Source organism: Tateyamaria sp. ANG-S1, assembly GCF_000814025.1.
Taxonomy (GTDB): Bacteria; Pseudomonadota; Alphaproteobacteria; order Rhodobacterales; family Rhodobacteraceae; genus Tateyamaria.
Window position 1 is genome coordinate 14,568 of sequence record NZ_JWLL01000021.1, and the last position, 26,923, is coordinate 41,490.

Here is a 26,923-nt window from a genome sequence, read left to right on the forward strand (position 1 = left end):
CCGGTCTTTCGTCAATGCAAACAGGCTTTTAGCTGCTTTTTTGTAAAAGTGTATAGTAACAGCTGCATCCTAACATCATCTGTGCCATTTCTGCACACGAAAACATCAAGAGAAGCAGATGACCCAAGTAGTAGATTTTGCCGGCCCATCGGATAGCATGGTGCATGTTACTCATTCCGACAGAGCGACTTTGATGTCGGAGGTCGAGGCTGCTGTGCAGGCGGGCGAAGGGTTTTCGATGGCAACGCTCAATCTGGATCACATTGTCAAATTGCGGCGCGATCCTACCTTTCTGGCAGCGTACAAAGCTCAAACCTATGTCGTGGCCGATGGCAATCCCATCGTGTGGCTTTCGCGCCAGGCTGGGCGTGAGGTAGAGTTGATCCCAGGGTCGGAACTGGTTGTACCTTTAAGTCAGATGGCTGGACGGTTGAACGTGCCGGTAGCCTTTTTGGGATCTACGGTGGAAACTTTGGATGCTGCAGAACAAGGCTTGCGCGCGCGGTGTCCCGGTCTGAATGTCGTTTGCAAGATCGCGCCACCCTACGGATTCGACCCAGACGGCGATGTCGCAGTAGCGGCGCTTAAAGAAGTTGCTTCTTCCGGGGCGGGGTTGTGCTTTTTGGCTTTGGGCGCGCCCAAGCAAGAGAGACTGGCAGTGCGTGGGCATGCCTTGGCGCCAAAATGCGGATTTGTCTCTATCGGCGCCGGTCTGGATTTCGTTGCGGGTGCTCAGAAACGTGCACCAGTCTGGGTGCGGAAGCTCGCACTTGAATGGGTTTGGCGGATGCTGGGAAATCCGGGCAGGCTTGCGGGTCGCTACATGGCATGTATCGCGATCATGCCCGGACTTTTTCGTTCTGCGCGGCAAGCTGGCAAAGCATTTACCGCGCGGTGAATTGCCAATTAATCACGCAAGATGGTCATCCAGGAGAGGTCTGCGCGGCTGAGACCCTCAAACAGAATTGAATCGGTACCGTGTACGAGTAACAGACCACTTTCGGTATCAGTCGCGATTTCATCAACAGTTTGATCATCATTTATGAAATTGGACAGGACGACCTTGTCGTCTAAGGTAAACCCTTGCACCGTGTCGTGTCCGCATCCTGCATTAAAAAGATAGTTGTCCTTCCCGCCCTCTCCGCGCAGACGGTCATTTCCTTTGCCACCATCAAGCGTGTCATCTCCTGAACCGGTGATAAGGCTATCTTTGCCGTCGCCACCTTCAACAATGTCATCGCCAGCAGCAGTCGCGATGTAATCGTTACCTTCGCCTCCGCAGAATGCCTCACCACTTCCGCGACCAAAGAAACGGTCATCCTGCGGGCTTCCAACTATAGCGGAAACATTCAATGCGATGGAACCGAGAAGGCGTGCAGTTGTAATCGCGCTGTCGGTCAAAGGTGGGCTCCCGGGTGACAAACGGTTTTCATTCACAACATGGTACTTGGGCGTGATCACTTGATCTCCCACTATGGCTTCAGCCCCGGCTTCGGAAATAAAGTATGCGGGTTTTGTACCTGATCTTGCGTTCAGACCTAATTCAATGCCTAAGGCGGACCATCTGTTGATGGCACTTACAGTGCCTCCCACTGGCACCAGTACGCCTGCATAGTCAGCTGCATCAACGACGCCACCTCTAACTTCTGGGACGACAAAGTTAGGCGGAATTTCCAGTTGCGCATCTTGTTCGGGCAGGATCAAAGCGCCATCGGCGCCGACCGGTAAGTCTGCCAAAATGATCGGTTCGCCCGTCCCAAAAATCACGCGTTCTACAGAGACGTAAAAATCGCGACCCTGTGGCCCGGACACCTTGTAACCGCCGCCCTTGGGCTCAATGCGATAGGCACCAGAAACATCGGACAGAAGTACGGTGTCCATGCCATTGCCCCCGTGAACTCCATCATCACCGGCGCTTTCAACAATTCTGTCATCTCCATCACCAGCTAGAATGTAGTCTTCTTGGTCGGTGCCGGTCAAAGTATCGGCCTGAGCCGAAGCATGTTTCGTAACCCCATGCTGAAAACTGGCGTTGGGCTTCGCGCTCTCCCACCAAGGGTCTTGCTCTGCATTCAACGCATTAATTAGGTTACCTCGCTTTGTTGTGATGTTTAGGCCCTCGTAAATTCCCCACGATCCCCACTTTGTAGGCGTTGTCATGTCGCCAAATTGCATAAACGGTCCATCACTTATTTCAGACCAAATATACCAGCTTTCCCGGTAAAGCTCAGCCATTTCCTCACTTCGGACAAATTCGACCATGAACTCTTCCAATAGAGCACGATCTTCGTCGCTGAGGTTGGGCGTTCTACTGTGATGGTGAACGTGTTGCCCACCTTCATACGCCGTTAGCTTAAGGCCATATGTCTTCGCCAATTCGGCATGCTCCCGCCACCGGCTCTGAAGGTCAGGTAAGGAATGGCTATACGAAGGATCTCGCAAACGCTCGGCAAGGTACTTAATAGCATTAATTTCGGGAGACTTAATCGTGTTCAAAAGATGTATTTGTTCCTGTTCGTTGCGCATCAACGTGCCGCCAAAGTAGTGTGCAATTGCCAATTCATCAAAAACAGATTCCGGGGCAACAAATGCATCGGGCTCATTTTCACGCCATGCCTCTGCTTTCATTGCAATACGTGTTCGCCAGGTATTGATGGCTTGCGCACCTAGTACATGAACAAGGCGCATGTCAGCCATTTCCCCAAACACTTCATTCCAGATCAAAGCTGTCTCAACTGCTTTTTTTGTATGGTATGCAGGTTGCCTTTCTTCACCCCAGTCCTTGATCGATTGTTGTAATACCCAATGCGCCTGTTCAAATCTCCAGTTCCAAACTTCATTAGAGTACTCAACACGTATCGGCAGTGTCGGGTCCATGTGGTCGCGGACATAGGTTGCGAAGTTGCGGATATATGTTTCACTTGCCATGTGAGGCATTGTGAACCAGGGTTCCGCACCAATCTCGTTTGCCAGCTGCACCATATGCTCAAGTGGCACGCGGAAATTATTGGCGCTTTGCGGAGTTGAGCGATCTTCCCAGTTAACGATTTTAGAATTATTCGTTTCTCCCCAATCCATGAATCGGACTTGTCGTGCATCTTGAATAAGCCGCAGCCAATCAGGATTGAAGGTTGCACCCGCTGCATGCAACTCAAGATGACGCTCTGCTACAATGGAGATGTTGCGAACGTAATCCCCGTTCCGCAACGGATCAGTGCGCGTTATTTCAATCGTGAATGTTTTCCCTTTACGATTGTCAAAGATTATCAATCCTGGCTGCTGCGAAACAACATGTGCATCTCTATGCAGCTTAACTGTCCCAACCCCTTCGTATCGTAGAATGTACCGCCCACGTGCCAACGGTGAATCTTGTGGAAGGTCATTCCACGTCATTACCGTCCAGAGCGCATCTTGTCCTTTTGGAAGCCTGATTGGCCAACCATTTGCATCTAGGTGTCCTAACTGCTGCAGTTCTTCGTTTGACAAGCCTGCGGAATGCGGTTGGCCATGTTTGACTGCACGCCACGGCCGCATCATGCGAGCCAGATCCAAGAATTGAAGTCCCGGATAAAAGTCCCTTACTCGCGAAAGGTTCAACGCGAGAGTCGGGTTTGTCAAACCTCTAGCTGGTTCGGCAGATGTTTGTGCAGATGCGGATGTCATGAAGAGTAGTCCCACCAAAAGCAAACCAGCCAAACGAGAGTTCAACAATGCGAACACATAACACGGCTCAGCTTGCAACTTCGAAGATGTCATACCGGAACCTTTCACGACTTGAGAGCATTCATGTCGATCCTAGCATGACGTGAGGCTGTCGCCATCTACATGGTGCAGATAGCGGCAGAAAATGTTGCACTCGCTACAGAAATTCTAACAAAACGCCGTGCAAGTATCCGTACGTGCTGCCTGGAGCGACAGACAAACTCAAGGTCACTTGTCCATCAGCAGGCACGGTTACGGCAGTAAACGTGACCTGGTTGGACACCGCAACATTGGATGCATCCAGTTCAAGTGTCTCGCCGGTGCTCAAGGAAACCATGGCGCGCCGGTTTGCGCTGCCCGCGTTACGCACACCTACGGCCGAAACGCGGACTGTGTCGTTTGGGGTCAGTTGAGCGAAGGTCATGTTGTAGACCTGAGTACCTTGCACGTAGATTCCGTTGTTAACGATCTCCGGGTCGTGAAACCGGGTATCCGCAATCCGTGCAAAGGTTTCCGTTCCCGCATTGTTGGACCCGTTTTGGAACACGTCTGTCGTCAAAACTTCGATAAACGGGTCAAATGATCCGCTTACGTCCACCGCACCACACAGCAACGGATTGTTCTGGAAAATCCCGTTCCCGTTCGAGATAAACCTGTTGATGGACCCGATGGTCATGCTGGTCGGGTCGCCCCTCTGCGGTGAATACAGGAACGCGCGTCCCGTCCGACTGGCCCCTGATGACATCCCCAATGCGCGGCCTGCAACGCGCGCCAGAACGTACCGGCCCAAAGACGCACCATATCCATGAATGCCATCTGAATTCACAATTTGCGGGTAACGCGCTGCTAGCTCGTAGGGGTTCACATAAGGCACTTGCCCCACTGCCCGCCAATTCGGGGCGTACTGATCAATTGCGGAATAAATGATGTTCTCGTTGTATGGCCGTGACCCGTTGATCTCAGTTGCAGGATCGGTTGGATCGACGGAGTTTGCTTCGGAGTAAGGTGGCACTGCATCGCTGCCATAAATGCGCTTAGTCAGAGGCATCGGCACCACAAGGTCAGTTGATGTGATATCCTGCATCAAAGTAGTGTAGTCTGCGGTGAAACTAGTTTCGTTGCCGGGCCACGGCCGGTGGGCAGACACATCGTTCCCACCCGTGTGTACCAAATACAGGTTTTGGCCCGCCGTGGCAGCAATGGCTGGCTCTGCTTGAACATCAGCCAATCGTGTCTGCGTATCCACGATCCGTTCACCCGCCTGCGAGCGGGCGTGCAATGTGCCAGTAAACCCGGCTGCAGCAGCGTAGGCCTGCATTTCGGGACGCAAGACCTGCCCACTGCCAAAGGCCGAATCCATAATCGAAGCGCCCAGAACAATGATGTTTGGGGCGTCTAAAATCCCAGGGATCGGAGCCAAACCCGGTGCGGACACAACAGTCTCCGCAGAACGCCAACCATAGGATGGCGTAAACGCAGTGTTCTGAAAGCTGATGTCCATGAATGGCCTCCCTGTGACAACGGCGCACAGGAATGCCAAAACTCGGGTTTATATGACCTGAACTGACCGACCGTAAATCCGCCCGATTGCGCAACGGATGCCGTCACTTTAAACGCCGCTAACTTGGCAGCTAAGCGTACAACGCACTAAGCAGACTTGGTGGCGCCAACTGGTCGTTGTGAGGGGATCTTTATCCCAAGAAGACCAAAAGATATCAGGGCGTTGGATGTAATCAAATGGTACACCAGAATGGGCCCAATCACGCCTACGGCGATGCCGCTGATCCACATTACGGGGTCAGACACATCTGGCCACAGCACCAACCAGGCTGCCTGCGCCGCCGCCGTGAAAAAAACGTGGAACAGGAAAATCGCGTATGACATTTTCCCCAACCGGGCGAGTGTCACACTTTTTGGCTGCAACGACAGCAGCGTAAAGCAGAATATCAGCCCGCAAGCCACGGTCAGACAGCGCCGCCAAAATGGTTGTACTGAAACGGCATCTGTTGCCAGTAACGCACCAACACCAATCAGCACCGCCAAGACAAAAGCAGTCCAACTCCTGTCGATCTTCGGCATACCAAAGCATCGGGTGAGATACCCCGCCATAAAGAATGGCATCAAGTACAACGCCTGAATGACAGAAAAGACGTTTTCGGGCGGGACCGCCCGTGTGATCCACGCACCAGCCCCCAACACCATCAAGAGCGCTGCCACATAAACATCTCGCCGCCCGCTAAGCCATGTCAGCACGACAAAAACGGACATGATAAGAAATGTCGCTTGAAGGAACCAAAAATGCGCAAAAGGCATGATGGCAATGGACAAAACAGGCTGCTGCACATGCCCTGACAAATCTCGCGCCAGCCAGAACAAACCACCGACACACAGCATCGGGACAAGCAGGCGCCTGGCCTTGGACAACAGCAACTCCTCCGGCTCTTTGTCCGTGCGGGCAAGCGACACAAAGACGAAACCAGACAGAAAACTGAACAACGGCATGCGCATGTCAGCAAAGGTCAGGTTCACAAGCCGTAACCAATGGTCATCGGGCAATTCCATACCAGACTGTGATGAATTCCCAACGACATGAAATGACACAAGCGCCAGACAAGCCAGTGCTCGGATCGTATCTATAGAAAGGTCGCCACGGGGGTGCAGGGTAGTTCGCGCCAGGACTGTAACTCCAACCCGCAGCGCTCCCACACGCTTTGGGCACCGGTTTACCCACCAACACACTTATAGCGCGATCACGCTCCCGCACAAAGAGAATCTTGTTCATTTGGGCCTGAAGCGTCAGAAACACGCTTTGTCGGCGATTTAAACAATTGATCTATCGAATGCTCAATTTCGCACCTAACACCCGACATGATCCATAACTTGATATGTCTGGTACATACCGCACCTCCAGTGACCAACAAATCACTGCATAGTTAACTTGCCGCGGTTTTGCTGTATCTCCGCCATATAATACGCTAAGACATCTGCGATGTCGTGAAGTCAGGACACCAAGTCCGCTAGGTAGAGTTAAAGAGACGACAATTATGGCGTACGCTTCATCCGACAAGTCAGGCCTCGCAGCAGTATTCCACCCTGGCCTGTTCTGGCTTACCCTGGCCACTCTTGCCGCCATCGGTTTCTTTTGGGAAGGGATTGAGGCGCTGCTTGTCGCATGGCAGCTGCCCGAATACAGCCATGGTCCGCTTATACCGGTCCTCTCCGCACTGCTCTTCCTACGGCAGCTCAAGGAATTTCCGCCGAACTACGGCGCCGTACACGACCGCCAACCTGGGCTTTGGCTGCTTGGCCTGTCCATTGTTTTCGCCCTGCTTGGCAAACTCAGCAAGATTGACGACATCGTCGCCTATGCCTTGATCCTCTGGGTGGCAGCCATCCTGCTGATTTCTTTCGGCTGGCGCACCGGACGTCATTTCTGGCCGCCAGTGGTTCATCTTGTGTACATGCTGCCGCTTCCGGGGGTGCTCTATTATAAACTGTCCACGTGGCTGCAAATGGTGTCGTCCGAGTTGGGCGTGTGGCTGCTACAGATAATTGACGTGCCCGTGTATCTGTCGGGCAACATCATTGACCTGGGCGTTCTGAAACTACACGTGGCCGAGGCGTGCTCAGGCCTGCGCTACCTGTTCCCGATCCTATCCTTCTCCTACATCTTTGCGGTCATCTACCGCGGCCCGATGTGGCATAAGGCCGTTCTATTGCTGGCTGCAGCCCCCATCACAGTTGTGATGAATTCAGCGCGCATCGCGGTCGGCGGCTGGATTGCAAACGAATGGGGCGTCGAACACCTCGAAGGGTTCACGCACTTCTTCGAAGGATGGGTGGTCTTCATCATTTGCATCTTCATGCTGTTTGCACTGGCATGGGTTATGCTCCGCTTTAACCCCGACCGTCCTTCGTTGCCTGATGCACTTGATCTCGACACATCTGGCCTGGGAACTCAAGCAGCACGCCTGACGCTGGTGCAGGCGTCGCGCCCGATGATCGCCGCAGCGATGCTGATGGTCGCCGCGGCGGCAGTATGGCAGGCACGCCCCGCGGTCACATCCGTTGACGTGCCTAGGGATCCCTTTGCGATTTTCCCGAGCACACTGGGCGATTGGCGATCGTCCGAACGTATCTCGCTTGAACAAAGCGTGGAGGTGGTCCTGGGTGCAGACGACTACCACTCTGTCACGCTCAGTAGTCCGACCGCCGATGCGCCCGTGGGCCTGTTCATGGCCTGGTATGATGATCAATCCAACGGTGGGACCCACTCGCCAGAAGTATGTCTACCAGGCGCCGGTTGGGAGATTGCCTGGCTCGAACGTGTCGACATCGCTCCCGAGCTTGGTTTAACAGAACCATTCAATCTGAACCGCGCGGTTGTCCAACAGGGACAGACCCGCATGATCGGTTACTACTGGTTCGAACAGCAGGGTCGCCATATCGCGTGGGACTTCGCGGCAAAATTCTGGCTCTTCTGGAATGGCATCACGACGGGGCGCACAGACGGAGCACTTGTCCGCTTGTTGACACCAATCAATTCAGACGAAACGGAACAGGAGGCCGAGGCACGGCTGAAATCGGTGTTCCTTGAGATGCAGGGTGTCCTGCCGCGCTTTATTCCGGAGTAACCCAGTGGCGCTTGACAGATCGGACATCTTTTTTGTCTACGGTGCCCTGCGTTCGGGCACGACCGTGTTTCGGCTCATGCTGAATGCGCATCCCCGTATGAGCAATCCGGGCGAAATGGACTTTCTCTTCGACCATCTGCTTCCGGACACGTCACATCCAACCGGTTGGAGATACCAAATCGACGCCCTACGCGCCGGACGTATCTTCAAGAAGCAGAGGCTCGACATTGCTGCAGGCATGGACGGTCTTGACCTGCTCAACAGCTTTCTAGATCAGCTTCAGGCTCGCGCCCTTGGGCAAGTGCTCAGCATCAATATTCACCGCAGCGTAGACCGTATGCTGCAAGTATTGCCTCATGCACCAATCATCCACATGCTGCGCGATCCGCGCGATGTCGCCCGGTCGTCGATTGGGATGGGCTGGGTTGGTACACTTTATCACGGCGTCGGACACTGGATCGAAACGGAACAGGCGTGGGACGACGCCACATTAAATATAGCAAAGCAACAAATTGAAGAATTCACCTACGAAGATCTGTTTCGCCGCACCGAAAGGACACTCAGGGCCGTCTGCTCATTCATGCACTGCGACTATGATCCGGCCATGCTACAGTACCACGAAAACACCACTTACGGTCCGCCTGACCCCAAACTGACCGAGCAATGGCGGCGCAAAAGCACGCCCCGGGAATTGATGGATGTGGAATTTCGCGCAGGACCGATGATGCAGCGCCGCGGCTATACGCCAGCATATCCGCGCACACCGGCGCCAATCACGCGGCGCATCGCGCTTGGCCTCACCAACAAGATAGCTGTGTGGAAGTTTGGCATCCGTCGTTTCGGGTTTGTCATCTTCTGGGCAGAGAAGGTAACGCGGTGGGCCCGCATGCGCGGGCTGCACCGATCTTTTAAAGAGCAAATGGATCAAATCACGATCCAGCACCTCAAATAGTCAGCGCAAAGCCACTAGACCCGACGCAGTTGTGCCAGTGGCCATGACCCGTGCGATGCGCAAGGGGTAAATTACACCGGCTTGCACATTCGCTAACGTCACGTCCTGACCAGACACCATACGCAGTTGCACGCTTCCGGCTTCGCCAATGTATAGGGCACGAGTAGCAACTGACAGGTCAATTGCATCGTCAGGTATGATAGGCTCTGCGTCCCGGGCGGGTGCGCTCAGGCCCGTTGCATGGTTTTTGAATTCGTCATTCATCGCCCTCTCCTTTTTGTGGAACGTCTATTGGGGCGCAGGAATAATTCACGTGCATTAACACAAAAAAAACGGACCAAACGGCATCATCGCTCATTACGCAACGCCCAGGCGATTCGAATCGGCCAGCGCTATCAATTCCCAAACCCAGTGAAATTACACGCTATTGTTGAAATTTGGTCAACAAAACGAGCGCTTAGGCGATTTTGTATGTTCCTATATCGTTACAAACGCCCAGGAACCGCACATATGGGCTTAACTACCAATGAAAACATCGAAGTTGCTTGTGCCGCAAAGAAAGCCTATGTTAACCATTATTACGACGGGACCAGTTCCCGATATGAAGTGTTCGTGGAGACTAGTTATGAAAAAGTTGCTGCTGACTGCTGTCTCGGCTTTGGCATTTCCGGTGGCGGCGTATGCTGTGCCGGTTGAGCCGGGTGACAGCACTCCTCAAGCCGGGTTCTTGTTGCCTGGTGGAGGTGGTATTTCGTTCGATTTCGAAATCCAAAGTGCGCTGGATGCAACCGCACTCGTGTTTGGCGTGGGTGATGCGCTCGACGTTAGCGAAGTAAGTTTTGAAATTACATCTGTAAGTGGTATCTTACAGAACGGCACCCTTGCTAACAATCTCACTGTGTTCCCCGGCACATCCGCCGGCGTGAGCCAAGATGAATTTTCGCTGCCGCGCTTGTTTGGTGGTGATGTTCTGACGGTATTTTTTGCGCCACCTGAAACCGGCGTAAGTGCGCCTATCTCGATTACAGCGACGCTTGCGACTGCAGAAGTACCGCTTCCTGCTGCCGGCGGTATGCTGTTGACTGGATTGTTTGCTGCAGGTTTTGTTGCGCGCAGGAAACAAATGAAAGCTGCGTAAGCAATCAGCTTGTCCTAGTGATATTGATAAAGCAGCCTGAAGGCTGCTTTTTTTGTTTAGGTTATGCAGCGTAACCCATCTAATTTAGCCGTAGTAGTTATATGATGCGTCTTCTGTTTCATAACGACACTTGTTTAGGACAATACCCAAAATATTCGTAACGTCCGCCAACTCGCGTTCACATACATCAAGCGCATCAATTTTGGTTTGCTCTGCCGCAGCAACAATCAGCACACAATCCACCTTTGTGGCGAACGCCATCACATCATCGCTGACCTGAAACGGCGGCAAGTCGAACATCATAATCGTCGGATCATAATCCGCTTCAATTTGCTGCAACGTGTCCTCAAGTTGCGGATTCTGTAAGATCTCAGCCGACGCTTCGACCGGGCGCTGCAACACACCCAAGGCAAAATTAGACTTCAACCGCACTGCCTCGTCTGCAAAAGGACTGGTGTGTTGGATCACTTTGCTAAAATCGCGGTCAGTCTTCAGGCGCAAAGACTTCATGATTGACGGCTTGCGCAGATCCAACTCACTCAGGATCACCCGACTCTTCATTTGACGCGACATGCTATAAGCAAGGTTCATAGAAACAGTGCTCTTGCCACTCGACGGACCGGGCGATGTGATGGCCACCCGCCGCCAGTTGTTGGCATGCATCTGTTGCAGCATCCGGGTGCGCAGTTTGTCAAAAGCTGCGGCCTCACCAACACGATCAAGTGTCACGATCCGCTGAGAACGCAAACGCTTCATGCTGGGCTCAATCAACGGCAGCGCAGCCCACGCCGTTTCGCTATGATCTTGATCATAGTCGCGATGGTGAAACAGCGGCCGGGTGGGAGAAACATGCTGCCGCTCCGCCCGGGCCTTCGCAATCGCAGACTGTATCTTTTCCATACTCGTAACGGCCCTTTCGCGCTCAGCTGTCTTGCGCTGGGATACTGAAATTGATGTTTGGCAACCGTTCAAGGATCGCTTCGAACAAGCGGTCAATAGGAATGACATAGTTGTCAATTACCCACATCCCGCCAAAGACTGCGACCCCAACGAACGCCAAAATGGTGATCAACAGTAAGCGCCGTTTGACGCGGTCAACGCGCGTGCGAATAAACGGCAACGTCCCAAGCGGCGTCACATCCAACCGCTGCACAATGTCCTGAGGTCTGCGAATAGCGGTGTTGAGCAGTTCCAAAAGAACGATGAGACCCAGACCCATCATCATGCCAACGCCCAGGCCCGCAATCGCCAACCGGGGGCGATCCGGGCTGGTCGGATTCTCTGGCGGCACGGCCTGTTCAATCACCGAAATACGTTCGCCTTTTGACAGAGCTTCAATAATATCGCCGGTTTCGGCACGAGCCCGGTTGGCAACTGCCTGATCATACTGCTCCCGCGTCGCTGCAAAATCCCGTTGCAAGGTATCAAGGGAAATCGCGTTGGCAGGCGTTGCCTCGATCGTGGCTAGCAGCAGTTCCATTTCGGCTTCGATCTCGGACCGCAGTTCGACGACAAACTCCAACTGGTTGTCGAGATCGGCAAGCTGCAGATCGTAAAGAGACAACCCCGCGTCCGATTTCTGATCCGCAGTCGTCACACCTGCAGTTGCAGCAGCTTCTGCGGCAACCTGTTCCTTGAGCGCCTCAATCTGTGCCCTCAACACACGGAGGCGTGGATTATCAAACGCCAACACCGCACCAGAAGAGGCTAGGCGTTCCTCCAATTCACGCAATTTGAGTTCCGTCGGCGTCAGATTCTGACGAGCCTCGGGCGCCAGCAATCCAACGCTGCCCGTGGTCTCGAACACCGTCACAAGTCCCTGACGCCTATCCAACAAAGCCGCCTCTTCGCGGGTCAGTTGCAATACACGTTCCTGAGCGGCCGCCAACTGACCTCGACGAAATTCCAGGCTGTCTGGCAGTGCTTCCTTGTTGGATTCCTGAAACGCGATGATCTGCGCACCACGACGCGCCAACTCTTCATCCAGGCGGGCCACTTCCTGTTCAAAGAACTCAAGCGTTTGGCCAGACACCCCGGTGCGCATCCGCACATTCTCTTCCAACATCAGTGTCACCACCTCGTTGGTGACACGCGCGGCAAGAGCCGAAGATGACGCGGTAAAAGAGACGTCAACAAGGGTTGCGTTAACCGTCCCTCGGCGGCTCCCGCCCCGCATACGGATATCAATTCGTTCCCGCAGATCACTCACAATCTGATCCGGGCGCAGCGGTTCGCCCTCTTCTGCCTCCCGATTGGCGTAGATGTTCAAGCGGTTGGCCATCTCAAGCAGGTTGTCCCGAGTCAAAATCCTCTGCTCGATGATCTGGAGCTGCTCGCTGGCCTCTGTCCGCACTGTAGAGGCCGCCAATTCATCCGGAATTTGCTCGGATTCGACCACAAGCCGCGCCTCGGCCTGAAACGTGGGAGGCAAGGTCAGCGCCAAACCAACACCAACAGCTGTACCGGCCACCGTCAGGATCAGAAAATACGGCAAGCGCCGCACAAACAAAGCAAAGTAAAACGATAGGTCCAAGATCACGACTTCCTGGAAACGGGGTCGACCAGCCTCAATGCATCTGCTTCGGCCTTGGCGGCGCCGGCAAAGAAAACGCCGTCTGTGAGAATCTGCTTCATTATTGCTGCTGTCACCGTATGCTCACCTCCACCAAACGTGTAAACCAAACCCAGATCAGCTAACTGGTTAACAATACGAGGCACCCCTCCAGAGTTTTCGAAAATAATCTGGCAGGCTTCAGTAGTAAAGATATCGAGGGATCCACCTGCTTTGTTCAGGCGTTCGCTCATATATTCCTGGGTAATCTCCAATGTCATCGGGCTCAGATGGAAATGCGCGGCGACCCGTTGCGCAAATTGTGACAGTTCCGGCTTCATGACCGTGTCGCGCAACTCGGGTTGGCCCACCAACACGAGTTGGAACAGCTCGTCCTTGTTCGAATTAATGTTGGTAAACATCCGCAACTCTTCAAGGTTCTCTCGATCCAGGTTCTGGGCTTCGTCAATGATGATAATGGCGCGGCGGCCCAATGAGTATTGCTGAATCAGAAAGGCCTGAAAGCGTTCAAACAGGTCCACGTAGCCGGCCGACGGGTCGGTCGGCTGATCAAACGCAGACATGACCCAACGCAACAACTCGCCGCGGTCGCCCTGAGCATTGGACACCAGACCGATGCAGGCATCTTCATTAAACGAATTCAGCAGCTGATGGACGAGGGTCGTCTTTCCGGCCCCCACGTCGCCCGTCAGCATGGTGATCGGCGCACGCGAAATGATCCCATATTCCAGGACCGAATAAGCGCGCTGGTGGGCCGGACTCCAGAACAGGAAGTCCGGATCCGGGACGAGGCTGAAAGGCCGTTCGCGCATCCCGAAATGACGTGTGTATATATCAAGTGTGTTCATCTGTCCTGTCACCGATGCTGCGGTTAGGTGAGTCGCACCATTCGTGGACGCGCACGACCAAGCCTTCCGCATCTCGTTAACCGATCTGACCGCCTGCTCCTACTGATTTCCGCCGATACTTCCCAATATCGTAGCAAAGAATCATTGACTGCAGTAAATCGGCGCTCTGCTCACGGGGATTGTACCCGCCACAGAATTACTTGCACACGTAAGTACCATGATTAACATAGCTTTTTTATCGTTACGGTACTTTTATGCGCGACTTCACGGCATTGCCATATTTTAATCCCAAATTTGAATCAAAAACGGTGGATGACCGTGGATAAACCACTCCAAAGTTGGTAAGAGCGAATATCCGCCAACTTTATGTAATTTAGTATTTTACGCGACAAGGCGTGACACACAGTAAGGACATAGTTACATGCCCGAGAAGACCAGTTCGTTGCCTCTGACCGCCACCAGTTCTCCCGCGGACGGACTATTGCCTGGTCCTACATCGGCCCGCCACATTGGTCAGACATCGATGTTTTTGTCTGCCCGAGACATTCGCAAGGCAAGCATTGGTGAAACAGCCAATGCCGTGAACCGCCAACGTCAAGTGAACCATACGCAAACGTCCGGTTTCTACCGGAATGTGGCCAAGCGCGGTTTGGACATCCTGCTGGTGGTGCTCAGCTTGCCTGGCATCCTGCCTTTAATCTTTGTACTCGCGGTTCTGGTCTCACGCGAAGGCGGAAAGCCATTTTACAGACAAAAGCGCATCGGCATGAACGGGCGCGTGTTTTATATGTGGAAACTCCGGTCCATGGTGCACGAAGCAGACAAGGTCCTCGAAACCTATCTGCAGGACAACCCCAAGATGCGCGCCCAATGGAAGACCAAGCAAAAGCTAATCAACGACCCGCGCGTTACATCATTGGGCCGTTTCCTGCGCAAATCGTCGCTCGACGAACTGCCGCAACTTTTCAATGTGTTAAAGGGTGAAATGTCGCTGGTCGGCCCCCGTCCTATGATGGAAGACCAAAAGTCGCTCTACCCCGGCAGCGATTACTACGAGGTACGCCCCGGTATCACCGGCTTCTGGCAAATTTCCGACCGCAATGAGACCTCCTTTGCCGATCGCGCTTTCTATGATGCACGCTACAACCGCGAGCTATCATTCAAGACCGATTTCATAACCCTAGTTGCCACTGTGCGGGTTGTTTTACGCGGAACAGGTCACTGACCTAGCGGCTTGCAATCAATCATATTTCCTTGAAAAACCACGCTTCTGCCTTTTTCAAAACGCGTTTCAGCAGTACAAAGCAGCATGTCACGTCGTAGCCTTACCGTTTTTGCCTTATTGGCCATGTTGGGTCTTGCCGCATGCGAAGACTCCGATGAAAAAGCCGAGCGGTTTTATCAGTCCGGGCTCAGCCTGTTGGCTGAGAGCGATATGGATCGTGCAGCTGTCGAATTCCGCAACGTATTCCGGTTCGACGGAGAACATGAAGATGCACGCCGCCAGTTGGCCCAAATCCTAGAAGCTCAGGGCAAAACCAACGCGGCCTACGGACAATACCTGCGGCTGGCCGAGCAGTATCCTGACCTTGCTGATGTTCGACAGGCATTGGCGCGTATGGCAATCGCGTTGCAAAACTGGGACGAGGCGGAACGGCACGGCCGCCGGGCCATCGAACTGGCCCCCGAAGCCCCTATCACGCAACCCATCCGTGTTGCGCTTGATTACCGTCAAGCCGCTTTGGACGAGTCAGCAGCCAAACGGACTTCCCTGGCCGAAGAGGCCAAACAGCTGCTTCAAGCCGATCCTATTGACCTAATCAGCCGCCGCCTTCTCATCGCGCACGAACTCTACTCAAATCGCCCCTCAGCAGCGATTTTGCACCTCGATGCAGCCATCGCGCAGGAACCTAACGAACTCCGCTACTACGTCGTCAAGCTGCAGGCACTCCAAGCACTCCAGGACGATTTTGAAGTCGAACAACTGCTGCAAACCATGTTCAAGCAGTTCCCTACAAACGAAACAGTCCAGCAGTCGCTGATCACCTTCTACCTGCACCGCGAGAACTTCGACCAGGCCGAGGCGTTCCTGCGCAATCTTGCGGGCGAGGATACTGGCGAAACCGAAGGGTTTGTGACACTCATTCAGCTGATCAGGCAGGCCCGCGGCCGCGACGCCGCACTGGCCGAAGTTGAACGCCTGATCGCCGCCAACGCCGAGGAACCGGACAACCAGCGTTTCTACCGCGCGCTTCGTGCAAGTTTCGACTATGAAAATGGTAACACGCAAGAGGCAATTGCCGCACTGCAAAACATACTGACCGATGCGCCAGACACCGATCAAACCCGTCAGATCAAGGGCACGTTGGCCACCATGTTGCTACGCAGCGGCAACCAGGTTGGCGGTCGCGCGCTAATCGAACAGATTCTTGCAAGTGACACCTCGAACGTTGCCGCGTTGAAATTACGGGCCGAATTGCTGATTCAAGGAGACAAAGCGGGCGAGGCCATCATCGACTTGCGGCGCGCGCTGGATCAAAGCCCGCGGGATACGTCCATCCTGCTTCTGTTGGCCCGCGCGCATGAGCGCAATGGCAGTATCGAGCTACAGGGCGAACGCCTGGCCACTGCGGTCGACGTGTCAAACGCCGGAACACGGGAATCGCTGCTTTATGCCAATTTCCTACTGCGCAATGACCGTCGCGAAGCGGCGCGTACCGTGCTCGCCGACGCCCGCAACGCTAATCCAACCAATGTCGATGTGCTGGGCCTGTCCGCGCAGCTGGCGCTCGAAGACAACGCCCTTGGTCTCGTGCGCGGGATCATCGCAGACTTGCAGAGAATTTCGGATGAACCGCGTGCGCCTGACTTGCTGCAAGGACTGCGCAGCGCCTTGCTTTTGCAACAAGACCGCGTAGACGAAGGGTTGGCCATCCTACAGCAACAGGCTGGCTCCGGGGGCGCGAATACGCGCGCCGTGTATGCCGTTATCCAAACACAACTGCGAACTGGCAGAGTGGACGAAGCACGCACCTACCTCGATGGTCTGCTTCAAGGCGGCAACCCCGACCGGGAGTTGCGCCGGATTGATGCCGCACTGAACGTGGCCGAGGGCAACTCAGGCGAATCCGAGACTATTCTACGCGCACTCATTGCCGAAGAGCCCGACTACGAACCTGCCATCACTCAACTCTATGCGCAGTTGCGCAGCGAAAACCGCCTTGATGATGCAAGCGCCTTACTCAGTGCGTCTCTAACTGTGAATTCCGAGGCCCCGCGCCTCCTTGCACTGCAAGCCAGAGAACTGGAACGGCAAGGCAACATCGAAGGCGCGATTGAGATCTACGAAACGCTCTACACACTCAACACGGATAACCTGATTATAGCCAATAACTTGGCCAGCTTGCTCAGCACCTTCCGCGACGACCCCGAAAGCCAGGCGCGCGCGGCCACCGTCGCCCGCCGTCTGCGCGGAACCGATGTCCCTGCCCTGCAAGACACCTATGGCTGGATCGCTTTTCAACAAGGTGATTTGGACGAAGCGCTGGCCTATCTTGAACCGGCAGCAGCGGGGCTGCCGAACAACCCGCTGGTACAGTTTCACCTTGGCATGACCTACGCCGCACTGAACCGCAATGAAGCGGCACAAGCCGCACTGAACCAAGCGATTGAGCTGGCCGGACCAGACACGACCCTGCCGCAAATCGCTCGGGCACGCGACGCCCTGCAAAGCCTTCAAAACAACTGATCGGGCCCAAATGCCGCTGCGCACAGCGAAAGAGTGTTGCAGACGCGCAAGCACTGGAGTCCCACTGCCCGATTATTAATCATGGCTCTATGATTTTTCGGTCGTGACCAATAATAATCCCACACGCAACTCGACCAAACTCATCAACGCATAAGGTCGAAAAAAAATGAGGCATACAGCATGATGTATCGCAGGCATGTTCTACGCTGGTTGATCGCTACTCTGATCAGCCTCCCCGTTTTGGCCACAGCACAGACCTACCGCATCCAACCGGGAGACGTCCTACGCATCGAAGTTGTAGAGGACGAAACACTAAACCGTTCCGTCCTGGTTGCCCCCGATGGCCGCATCAACGTTCCATTGGCGGGATCTATCCGCGCTGCAGGCCGTTCAGTCGAAGCGGTGCAAGGCACGCTAGCACAGCGGCTTCGCTCTAACTTTGCCTCCATGCCGACGGTGTTTGTCGGCCTCGAACAGCTGGCGCCCGAAGAGCCTTTCCGAGAAATTGATCCTATCACCATCGCCGTCTTCATGTTGGGCGAGGTGGAACGGCCCGGCAGGGTCGAGATGGAGCCTGGATCGACTCTCCTGCAGGCCTTTGCAGAAATGGGCGGCTTTTCTCCCTTTGCTGCGACAAAACGGGTGCAACTGCGCCGTACTGATCCCAAAACCGGTATTCAAACAGTCTTTGCGCTGGATTATGACGCCATCACACAAGGCGCCACGACCAACTCCACGTTCGAGCTGCAGGATGGCGATGTCATTCTGGTGCCGGCACGCCGCCTTTTTGAATGATCCGTTCGATGGGGAAAGCCCGCGTTTCGTCTTGCCTTGCACTGGGGGGGCTCTGCCTCTGTGCGGGCCTGTTATCCGTCAGCTTGGGCTTTGCCCAGGAACAGTCGGAAGAGCCCCTCCTGCAATTGGGGATCACTACAGGCGTCGCCACCAGCAGCAACCGCGGCCTCGATGTTGACCGCACGGGCAGCACTACCGAATTGACCTCGCGGCTGGATTTCCTGACGCGCTTTGCAACCCCAATCCAAGAGCTGGAATTCAGCGGCGACATTGGTCTGCGTTCGGTCACAGGGGCTGAAGATAACAGTTTGCCGGACGGCATTTTCGAACCTCGGCTGGCCCTGGCCTATTCCCGGGAAGCGCGCGATGCCCGACTGACGGCGGACCTCTTTTTCCAGGAACAGGATATTTCGTCCAGCGAACTGCAATTCAACGAAAACACTGCCGATTTTGATCTGCTCGAAGACACTGGCACACAGCAGCGCGTCGGCGGTGATGTGGCGCTTGAACTGAGGCGACAATCCCCATTTGGGGTCACCCTGTCTGCAGGCTTCACCACACGCCGCTTCAGTGACGCCGACGATCCCGACTTGACAGATCAGGACCGATTCCGCTTGGGTGCACGGTTCCGCTTTAACCTGGCCCCCGACACCCAGGCCTTTCTCAATACCCGTTTCAGCACCTTTGAAGACTTCGGAACAGCCGAGGGGCGCCGCGAAACGTTCAGCATTGACGGCACGTTGCGGCGCGATCTGGCCAACGGCAACGCTGTGGTACGCAGCAACGTCACAGACACCGAAGATGGCACCCGTTACACTCTCAGCGCAGGCCGCACGATAGAAAGCGCCGCATGGGCATTTACCGGCCTCTTTGGCGTGACCCGTGGTGTCACAGGCCGTGTCCGGCCTACGGGCGAAATTGACGTGTCCCGTTCGTTACGCAATGGCGAGCTCAGCGCAAATCTCACCCGGACCTTGCGGTCCAACGTTGATGACGAAGAACAGGACGTTACGACTGTGCGCCTGGGCTACACCACACAGCTTTCGCCACTGACCGGGCTCAACACCAGTTTCTCTTTCACTGACCGCGACAGCGACGGCGGCGGGGATGATGGCAGCTTTGGCGTTGTGTCGTTGGGCATTCAGCGTGCGATCACCCGCGACTGGGACCTGAACGTGGCTCTACAGCACCGGTTGCGCGAGGAGGACGAAGGCGACACCGCCCGCGACAACCGGCTCAGCATCACTTTACGGCGCGATCTTTTGGTTCGACGCTAAGGACATCACATGGCACAGTCGGGGACGTGTTCCCGCGCATGCGAAGCCCAAAACCAAAGCAAAGACCCATGCCTCCCCCTGCCCCGCAGCAACACGGACGTCACACAATTGACGAAAGGGTTTGCCTGTGGCTGTTGCTCGCGCTGATTTGTCTGCCGGAAATCCTGATTTACGCCGCAGAGCTTGGTTGGATCGGGTCCCGGACCTGGCGGGTCTTGTCGGTGCAATACGGGGCTTTCTGGCCCGGTCTTTTGCGCGACTGGCAACCAAATTATGCCGCCCAACCCTGGGTGATGTTTCTCAGCTACGCGGTGCTGCACACGGGGCTTATGCACATGCTGGGAAACGCGCTGGTGACGCTGTGGCTGACCCCTCCCCTTCTAGCACGGTTTGGGCTCGGCCGTTTTGGCGTTCTGTGGCTGGCGGCTGCCATATGCGGCGCTTTCGGTTTCTTTTTGCTGGCGTCCGACCCCACACCGATGATTGGGGCCTCTGGATGCGTTTTTGGCCTCGTTGGCGCGTGGACCGTGCTGCGCTTTGTCTTGCCTGGGCGCCTTGGCGCCGCCTTTACCATTGTCATCGCTCTGATTTTCCTGAATGTCGTGACCCTCATCATCGAGCAAGGTGCACTGGCCTGGCAGACACATCTGGCGGGCTTTATTGCGGGTGCGGCGCTGGCCTATCTCTTCCGAAACCACCGCAGGCCGCGCACGGTGTGAGGCCTGTGTTTGTTTTACTGACAGTACGCGAAAGCACGGCTGTTCAAAATTCTCGTAAAAAGTGTTATTAGATTCCCACTGTACGTAAGTGTTTGTTTACCCCACTTCGTAATGACTAGGCTTTGTAGATTGGTCTTGAGAGCGGATATGATTGCATTTCTCATTGGCACGAGTATCGGTGTCGGATTTATCGCTACGACCGCTGCTGTCGCCACCGGAGCAGGCATCTGGTTGGCTCTACTGGCTTACGTTCTAGGAAGTATTTTTGGCATGATGTTCGCGATCCTCTGGGCTTGGTCGCGAGACGTTCAAGCCAGTGCCCACTCGCGTACCGCCCGGCTGAAAACCGCGCGAGCGTTCCATGCCAAAGATATAGCACGCACCAATGCGGCCGAGCACTAGGTCAATCAAGACCTGCGCAAAACCTTTTAAACAATGCCTTAATGGAAAAGCCCGCTCCGCGGCTTCAGCCAGCGCCAAACTCAGTGAATGACACCTGACCATCGCTCAACTCGGCAAGTGTCAGGCGGCCCGTCGCATAGGCCCCTGTGTCAATGGCAATACGCCCGGCACTTACCTTGGCCTCGGGGACAACCGTATGGCCATGCACAACCCAAATGCCGTCCTTGCGCACCGTCCGGGAAAACCGCCGATGCCCCCACCGCAGTGTCGCGCCGTCTTGCTCATCAATTGGGACGCGCGGGTCAGCACCCGCATGCACTACCGCCAAGTTGCCAAAAACGGCTTTGTCTGGCCGCGCGCGCAGCCACGCGATCGCCTCTGGTCCCATGGCCTCCTGCAACCCGTCGCGCAAGTCCGACAAAGCAGCCGCACCCGTCTCCGCCGCGCGCGGGTCCAAACCAAAGCTACGCACTGTGCAGTCCCCACCGTGGCGCAGCCACGCCGCCCCAGACCCCTGAGGATCGTTAAGAAAGCGCAGCAACATCTCTTCGTGGTTACCGCCCAGGCATAGAATGTTAGGCTGCTCCATCAGCAACTGCAGCACTGCAGCACTGTCTGGCCCCCGATCCACGTAATCGCCCACACAGATCGTCAACCGGTCCCCTGCATAGGCCAGCGCCTCTGCCAAAAGATCTGCACATCCATGCACATCTCCAATGACCGCCAGCGCCCTGCGCGGCTTGAGCAATTCGATGGGATATCGGCCAAAAAATCGGGACAGCATGCGGATCATCAACAGGAGATCGGTGAGCAATCTACCTATTGCCTACGCCTCTAAATGCAAAGCCTCGCCTTTCCCGGTCGCCCTGATTTCTTGAGATTTTGAGTACGGATACTTAGCGGTACTCCCGCTTGCGTTCTTTTCACTCTATTGCCCCTCATTATTTTGTAGTGAAATCAATTTCTTAGCGTATATGTTTCACCTATACCCACTCAAATAAAAGGATACTTTGCGTTAGTCCTGCTATTTCACGCCACATTGCGCACAATACCGAAAGTAAACGGCGTTAGACCGCGAAAGAGGCTGGCGGCCTGTTTATCAGGTAAAATCATCCGATGCAAAGCACGGCCCTGTTGTCTCGGACAAATAGCAGGCACGAAGGAGGCGTATCCTAAAAAACAGGGCCGAACGGTGGCAACCAATCGACCCTTAAATTGAGAACCAAAGAGACGCTTCCCTAGATAGATCTTCAGCAGCCTCGATGAGCAGAACCCGCAAGCAATAGCTGCGCTGGACCTAGGGAAGTATGTCAAAAAAGATCATTTTTGACCGGTGCAAGGGGTTTGTGGCCCTACCGGTCCAAGTACTTGAGCTCGATCTGAGCCCAGCCAAGTCGATGGGGTGAGCTATCAGTAAACCTGAATTCATCTCGAATTCCGGCATCGTGAAATGAAGTGATTGACTCAAAACAGCTTGATGGACCCAGGAGGCCCTCTCTTCTTTGCCGCTCTCTTGGGAGTAGCGCAGCCGCCATCATTTCTGTCCACGCCACGGGCAACTGGCTAAGAAGCTGGCGTGGATGTTCCAGCAATCGCGCTCTCCTTCAGCGTCGATGTCCCCACTGCCTGGAATGATGGTTGGTGAGGAGAGCCTCAAAGTGCCAATTTTTGCCGCTGCTGAGCCTCGACGATGGTTCGGTGGCGTAGCGGCAGCTCTACGGGTTGCCCAAGCATCTGCCAGTTCTAACTCATGTAAAACGGAAGGGAGTTCGCTTGATGCTAAGAGCTGCTCCAACATAAAAGCATTCTTGTTCCAGTTCGCCAAATCAGAACGACCAGCTAGCGAGCGTACACTGCGGAACGCGACCCCGATTACCATCAAATCTTGATCATCCAGAGCACCAACTATCGTTGATTGACCTAGTTCGAGTTCTGCTTCTGAGAAAGCATTGAGGACGACGTCTTGAGGTCCAAAATCACAACCGATCGTGATGATCGACCATCGGTCGCGCAATGGTGAGCTGGCGATACCGTCCGCAGGGTCCGTGATGGAAACGACGCGGTTGAACGCATCGTACTCGAAAGTCGTCTCGCCCCCGCCGAAGTAGATGATCGATGTCAGGCGATTGTTGTCGTCATAGCCACGGAACTCCATCAGACCGTCATGCCGCATGACTTCAATGGTCTGGCCTACGGCGTTCACCCGCAGGTCTGTGACGGACCCCAGCGGGCTGCGGACCTGCGCAAGGTTCCCCCGCTCATCATAAGTATAGTCCCAGGCCCCACCATCGGGACCGAGCTGCGTGATGGGATCCCCGACATCTTTCCAAATTGTAAAGTGCTCGCGGCCCTCTTCATCGACCGCGCTCTGAACGTTGCCGTGCGCGTCATATCCGTAGCGCCGTGACTGGCCGTTTGCATCGATCCCCCCAACGGAGTTGTCGGTCGCATCGAAACGCCGATGTGAGAACCGCCCCGCCGCATCCGAGGTCATGATGTGGCGCCCGAATGCGTCGAACCAAAGCTTCTCGAACCCGTCGCCGCCCTCCCCGTGATGGACGGTGACCTGATGTCCGGACGGATGGTATTCGAAGCTGCCGTGTTTGTAGGTCCCTACGGTATCAACATGGGTTAGCCGCGCATGGTGACGTCTTCCGATCTATCCTTGGCACAGCCACCATAAGATAGAGGCTCGCGTGACTTTGCCGCAGACTTGCCCCTGCGTTAGTTGTTCGCCGCCGTACGGCGAAGAAGCAGTGGTTGCCTCAAGTTGAGGCGGCTAAGCTTAAACTCGGTGAAGAAGAAAGATGAGAGGAGGATAAGACAGCGCGAATAAAATACCCGGAAGGCCGACCTCAACTAGCCCCCAAGCACAAAGATTAACTGCAATGATCGTCGCTACATCAGCTCGCCAACTAATACTTTCGCTAAACTTTTTTGATGTCCATTGAGCACCATATGCTGCAAATGATACTAGAAGTGCAGAGAATAAGCCCCAGGAAAACCAAAGCATAGCAATCAAACCAGCAGCCGCAGAAATGTAGGCATGGCCTGTATGGATTTTTTTTGACCCGGGATCCTGCATGACTATTGATCGAAGTATCTTTCAGGTAGCGCATCGGTTGGCGCTAGATCTAAGATATGCACCAAAGTACGTTCACTCAGTTCATTATTTGAATATTTAATCGTCGCAACAGCTCGAATTTCAGCTAGTTTGTCGGCAGCCTCTCCAATTGTCGCAACATAGACCACACCTGCCAAAATCCCGAACGCTCCGGCCGCTGTACCGGTCAGGGTGCTACCAACGCGATTCATAGCGGTATTTGCTCTTGGAAAGCGTTCTCCAATTGTTCGCCTAACACGCTCCATCGCTGCAGCATCAACCGCATCGCCCATAGCAGCAGCTCGCTGACCGATTGATTGTGCAATTTGAGCCGGTGTTTGCCCTCTAAGTGCCCCAACAGTTCCTACTGCTCCAAGTCCGCTTGCTATTCCAGCATGGCGATCAAAGAACTGTTTGACATCATCATAGTGGCTCAGAAGTTCGGCCTCAGACATGGCAAGTAGATTACGCACATACTCAAAAAGGACAGGCCATGCCTGCATTTGCCCCATCAAGGTACCGAAAGAGTACTTGAAAGGTTGACTTATTGAATACCGAAATCCTTCATCAACAGCGCGTCCCAAGGCATTCAATGTCGGGCGACGAGCAGATTGAGGACCATCAATTATAGGAACGCCCCAAAGACCATTCAGACAGTGAAAAGCGAGTTCTGGATTCTCTTCTGTCTGATCGACAGGTATGCGAAACAAACCGCAAAAATCCTCAAGTGCTCCAGGGGAGTATTCTATTGTGCTGATGGTATCCATTAGTTTAAATCAATCCTCGCGCCATCAACATCCACGATGTCTTCACCTACGAGTGAAAGGCGCACGCCATGTAGTTCAATCGTCCCGTCTGCCTTCAGCTTTAACCTCGACTTGCCACAAGAAAATAAAAGTTCCTTGCCTACCGTCTTTACTGAAGTGCCGCCAACAGAGGTCACCTCATTTTCACCCACTCCAAAAGTAGCTGACTTAGCGACACTAAACGTTTGAGTGCCCCTAATTTGGGTCCGCGCATTTCCATCCACGATAAGTGTTGAATTCTCTCCGACAGAATCGAACCTGTTGCCCTCACTTAGTAAGGACAGCCCTTGGGCAGATTGAGCCGCACCATCAAACGTGTCTAGGGAGTATCCGTGCGAGGAAAGCGGTGTATTTACAGAAGCGATGCCAAGCCGCTCCAGCTGGCTCGCGCCTGTCAGGCCGGTTGAAATTGTCAGCCCAGACATTGCGCTCAGATAACGAAATCCGAAGGTCTGTTCCACCGCATTCAAAAGTGTCGTTGCGACTTTGTTTTGAGAAACATACTCTACCTTGTTATTCCGAACCATTACGTTGAGATCTCTTTCGGCATGAACTCGGATTTCTTCCTCACCCGCTTTGTCCTCAAACCTGAGTTCATTGAACCCACTCCCCTTGTGGGTATTTGTCCTGAACGTTGAGCGCGTCTTATGCTCTGGCAGGTCGTATGGGACTTTCTGGCGCTGGTTCGGCACGACTCCTGTGACGACGGGTCTGTCCGGATCGCCGTCCAGATAGCTGACCATGACCTCCATGCCGATACGGGGGATCACCTGGCCGCCCCAGCCTGCACCAGCCCAGTTCTGCGCCACACGCACCCAACAAGTGTCCGAGCCGTCCTGCGTCGCCCGCCGGTCCCAAGGGAACCACAGCTTGATGCGGCCGTATTCGTCAGTATGGATCTCTTCGCCCTCGGGGCCCGCGACGATCGCCACCTGGGTACCGTCAATGCGCGGGCGCGGGGTGGCCAGGGACGGCGTGGCAGGCACATCGGCGGGCAAAGCGACAAAGCGGTTGGCGTAATCGGGCTGGTTCTCGACACTTTCATAGCTGAGATCCGTCGCCTCATGCTCGATCGCCAGGATTACGTGCGGTTCAAAGACGTTGTCCGGGTTCGCCACATCATAGGGCGTGAACCGGGATCCAGCCGCCAGTGTGCGCACATTGCTGTCACCTTCGACCCGCGCATGTTCGGCCTCCTGGGCCTTCATGCGCAGCTTTGCGACCCGTTCGACACCCGCGGTCTCAATACCCTCGGACGCGCGGCTGCCCGGTCCGTAACCTGCCTGCATCGGATAGGTATAGCGCTCGTAATTTCCGTTCTTGGGCAGGCTCACCAGTGACGGCGTTGTCGCATCCGGCACCGTGCCGGGCGTGGTAAAGTTCCAGTCCCGTCCGGCGTGATTGCCGGGGATGTAACGGAACCTCGTTTCAAAGCGATTGATGTGATTGCGGTCTGTCGAACCATGGGCAAAGCGCACATCCTCTCCACCGATGTAACCCGCCGCATGGCTCGCGATATGCAACTGATGTGCGCCAGACTCGTGGGTCCACCAATAATAAAGCCCGTCTTCTTCCAGACGGCGCGTCAGATAGTCCAGATCGCTCTCATTCCACTGCACCGAGTAGTGTTGTGGCGGCACGGGCTCGACCACACCCGCTATGACAGGGGCGGTAATCCCATGTTCGCCGCACAGATCGTTGGCGATGTCGATCGCAGATTTGTCCAGCCAGATACGGCAATCCGAGGTCTGGCTCAGCAGCCACAGATCCGGGCGCAGCGTCAGGGTATATTCCCGCAGGCCACGGGTCTGCCGCGCCCCGGCCATCAGATCAGTCACGATAGCATTCCAGGCCCGCCGCTCGCCACCGCCAAGCTCAATGGACACATCGACGGCTTTGCCAAGCAGATCTTGCGGGGTCAGATCCGAGGATTTGGAGCGCACGACCATCCGCGCCTCAAACAGCTCCGAGACCGCCTCGCGCAGCCACAGCTTCTGAGCCAAAAGCTGATCCTCTCCCAGCGACGTCTCAATACGTAGGATTCGCTCAGCCTGAATAAAATCAGCTTCTGCGTTCATCAGCGCCTCCTGAAAGAATCTATCAAATCAAAAAATAGTAGTGCGCGACACGACACTGGACCCTAATCCACGTCGTGACGAGACCGGCTGTAAGCGACCGCCCCGAATGGCACGTTCTTGCCGATATGGCCCTCCGTCGCCGGATTGAC

General features: G+C 54.8%; 22 protein-coding genes. 12 read left to right on the top strand and 10 right to left on the bottom strand.

All coding sequences use genetic code 11. The annotated features are described in order from the left end of the window. Window positions 1–118: 118 nt before the first annotated feature. Window positions 119–898: a WecB/TagA/CpsF family glycosyltransferase gene (locus RA29_RS20675; protein WP_039689666.1), complete on the top strand. Its 780-nt coding sequence runs from the start codon at window positions 119–121 to the stop codon at window positions 896–898. 8 nt (window positions 899–906) lie between these two features. Here RA29_RS20675 and RA29_RS20680 read toward each other — a convergent pair whose 3' ends face one another. The 3 genes from RA29_RS20680 to RA29_RS20690 all read right to left on the bottom strand — a co-directional run bounded on the left by RA29_RS20680 (window position 907) and on the right by RA29_RS20690 (window position 6,441). Beyond that, entirely contained in the window at window positions 907–3,663 is a 2,757-nt protein-coding gene (locus tag RA29_RS20680) for a calcium-binding protein (RefSeq protein WP_193743604.1), read from the bottom strand. 196 nt (window positions 3,664–3,859) lie between these two features. Beyond that, window positions 3,860–4,948 carry a hypothetical protein gene (locus RA29_RS20685; RefSeq protein WP_152613106.1) on the bottom strand — a complete coding sequence of 363 codons (1,089 nt, stop codon included), beginning with the start codon at window positions 4,946–4,948 and terminating at the stop codon, window positions 3,860–3,862. Between the two features lie 401 nt (window positions 4,949–5,349). Continuing rightward, window positions 5,350–6,441, bottom strand: coding sequence for an acyltransferase (locus tag RA29_RS20690; RefSeq protein WP_082029655.1), 1,092 nt, complete (start codon window positions 6,439–6,441; stop codon window positions 5,350–5,352). Window positions 6,442–6,746: 305 nt separating this feature from the next. Here RA29_RS20690 and xrtD point away from each other — a divergent pair, with 305 nt between their 5' ends. From xrtD to RA29_RS20710, 4 genes are all read left to right on the top strand, one after another. Next, window positions 6,747–8,336 carry a VPLPA-CTERM-specific exosortase XrtD gene (gene xrtD / locus RA29_RS20695; RefSeq protein ID WP_039689674.1) on the top strand — a complete coding sequence of 530 codons (1,590 nt, stop codon included), beginning with the start codon at window positions 6,747–6,749 and terminating at the stop codon, window positions 8,334–8,336. Between the two features lie 4 nt (window positions 8,337–8,340). Then, window positions 8,341–9,288: a sulfotransferase gene (locus tag RA29_RS20700; protein WP_039689676.1), complete on the top strand. Its 948-nt coding sequence runs from the start codon at window positions 8,341–8,343 to the stop codon at window positions 9,286–9,288. Window positions 9,289–9,528: 240 nt separating this feature from the next. Next, window positions 9,529–9,984 (top strand): hypothetical protein, encoded by a 456-nt coding sequence (locus RA29_RS23360; RefSeq protein ID WP_193743607.1) that lies wholly within the window; start codon window positions 9,529–9,531, stop codon window positions 9,982–9,984. Next, window positions 9,914–10,426 (top strand): VPLPA-CTERM sorting domain-containing protein, encoded by a 513-nt coding sequence (locus RA29_RS20710; RefSeq protein ID WP_039689679.1) that lies wholly within the window; start codon window positions 9,914–9,916, stop codon window positions 10,424–10,426. The genes RA29_RS23360 and RA29_RS20710 overlap by 71 nt, the downstream gene beginning before the upstream one ends. Window positions 10,427–10,510: 84 nt before the next feature. On the opposite strand, the gene RA29_RS20715 is transcribed toward RA29_RS20710, so the two are convergent. The 3 genes from RA29_RS20715 to RA29_RS20725 are packed head-to-tail and all read right to left on the bottom strand — an operon-like array spanning window position 10,511 to window position 13,846. After that, a complete protein-coding gene (locus RA29_RS20715; protein WP_052249847.1) occupies window positions 10,511–11,326 on the bottom strand; it encodes a CpsD/CapB family tyrosine-protein kinase in 816 nt (271 codons plus the stop codon). A gap of 22 nt (window positions 11,327–11,348) precedes the next feature. Continuing rightward, entirely contained in the window at window positions 11,349–12,965 is a 1,617-nt protein-coding gene (locus tag RA29_RS20720; protein ID WP_039689680.1) for a Wzz/FepE/Etk N-terminal domain-containing protein, read from the bottom strand. Beyond that, entirely contained in the window at window positions 12,962–13,846 is an 885-nt protein-coding gene (locus RA29_RS20725; protein ID WP_039689724.1) for an AAA family ATPase, read from the bottom strand. Before RA29_RS20725 ends, RA29_RS20720 begins: the two co-directional genes overlap by 4 nt. A gap of 421 nt (window positions 13,847–14,267) precedes the next feature. Here RA29_RS20725 and RA29_RS20730 point away from each other — a divergent pair, with 421 nt between their 5' ends. From RA29_RS20730 to RA29_RS20755, 6 genes are all read left to right on the top strand, one after another. Beyond that, window positions 14,268–15,071 carry a sugar transferase gene (locus tag RA29_RS20730; RefSeq protein ID WP_241462675.1) on the top strand — a complete coding sequence of 268 codons (804 nt, stop codon included), beginning with the start codon at window positions 14,268–14,270 and terminating at the stop codon, window positions 15,069–15,071. A gap of 210 nt (window positions 15,072–15,281) precedes the next feature. Further along, window positions 15,282–17,594, top strand: coding sequence for a tetratricopeptide repeat protein (locus RA29_RS20735; RefSeq protein ID WP_206540162.1), 2,313 nt, complete (start codon window positions 15,282–15,284; stop codon window positions 17,592–17,594). A gap of 180 nt (window positions 17,595–17,774) precedes the next feature. Then, window positions 17,775–18,389 carry a polysaccharide biosynthesis/export family protein gene (locus RA29_RS20740; protein WP_039689685.1) on the top strand — a complete coding sequence of 205 codons (615 nt, stop codon included), beginning with the start codon at window positions 17,775–17,777 and terminating at the stop codon, window positions 18,387–18,389. An 8-nt stretch (window positions 18,390–18,397) separates the two neighbouring features. Further along, window positions 18,398–19,666: a hypothetical protein gene (locus RA29_RS20745; RefSeq protein ID WP_193743608.1), complete on the top strand. Its 1,269-nt coding sequence runs from the start codon at window positions 18,398–18,400 to the stop codon at window positions 19,664–19,666. 68 nt (window positions 19,667–19,734) lie between these two features. Beyond that, window positions 19,735–20,385 (top strand): rhomboid family intramembrane serine protease, encoded by a 651-nt coding sequence (locus tag RA29_RS20750; protein WP_193743609.1) that lies wholly within the window; start codon window positions 19,735–19,737, stop codon window positions 20,383–20,385. 147 nt (window positions 20,386–20,532) lie between these two features. Continuing rightward, window positions 20,533–20,787, top strand: a complete 255-nt coding sequence (locus RA29_RS20755; RefSeq protein WP_039689689.1) for a hypothetical protein — start codon at window positions 20,533–20,535, stop codon at window positions 20,785–20,787. A gap of 64 nt (window positions 20,788–20,851) precedes the next feature. Here the strand turns inward: RA29_RS20755 and RA29_RS20760 are convergent, their stop codons facing one another. Together RA29_RS20760 and RA29_RS20765 are read right to left on the bottom strand one after the other, a co-directional pair. Then, window positions 20,852–21,601 (bottom strand): metallophosphoesterase, encoded by a 750-nt coding sequence (locus RA29_RS20760; RefSeq protein WP_241462676.1) that lies wholly within the window; start codon window positions 21,599–21,601, stop codon window positions 20,852–20,854. A 720-nt stretch (window positions 21,602–22,321) separates the two neighbouring features. Next, window positions 22,322–23,281, bottom strand: coding sequence for an RHS repeat domain-containing protein (locus tag RA29_RS20765; protein ID WP_039689691.1), 960 nt, complete (start codon window positions 23,279–23,281; stop codon window positions 22,322–22,324). Window positions 23,282–23,284: 3 nt separating this feature from the next. Between RA29_RS20765 and RA29_RS23365 the strand changes: the two genes are divergently transcribed. Beyond that, window positions 23,285–23,422, top strand: coding sequence for a hypothetical protein (locus RA29_RS23365; protein WP_193743610.1), 138 nt, complete (start codon window positions 23,285–23,287; stop codon window positions 23,420–23,422). A gap of 452 nt (window positions 23,423–23,874) precedes the next feature. Here RA29_RS23365 and RA29_RS23055 read toward each other — a convergent pair whose 3' ends face one another. Together RA29_RS23055 and tssI are read right to left on the bottom strand one after the other, a co-directional pair. Further along, complete coding sequence (locus tag RA29_RS23055; RefSeq protein ID WP_152613108.1) at window positions 23,875–24,657, bottom strand: hypothetical protein; 783 nt, start codon at window positions 24,655–24,657, stop codon at window positions 23,875–23,877. Then, complete coding sequence (gene tssI, locus RA29_RS20770; protein WP_039689693.1) at window positions 24,657–26,774, bottom strand: type VI secretion system tip protein TssI/VgrG; 2,118 nt, start codon at window positions 26,772–26,774, stop codon at window positions 24,657–24,659. The genes RA29_RS23055 and tssI overlap by 1 nt, the downstream gene beginning before the upstream one ends. Between the last annotated feature and the right edge of the window lie 149 nt (window positions 26,775–26,923).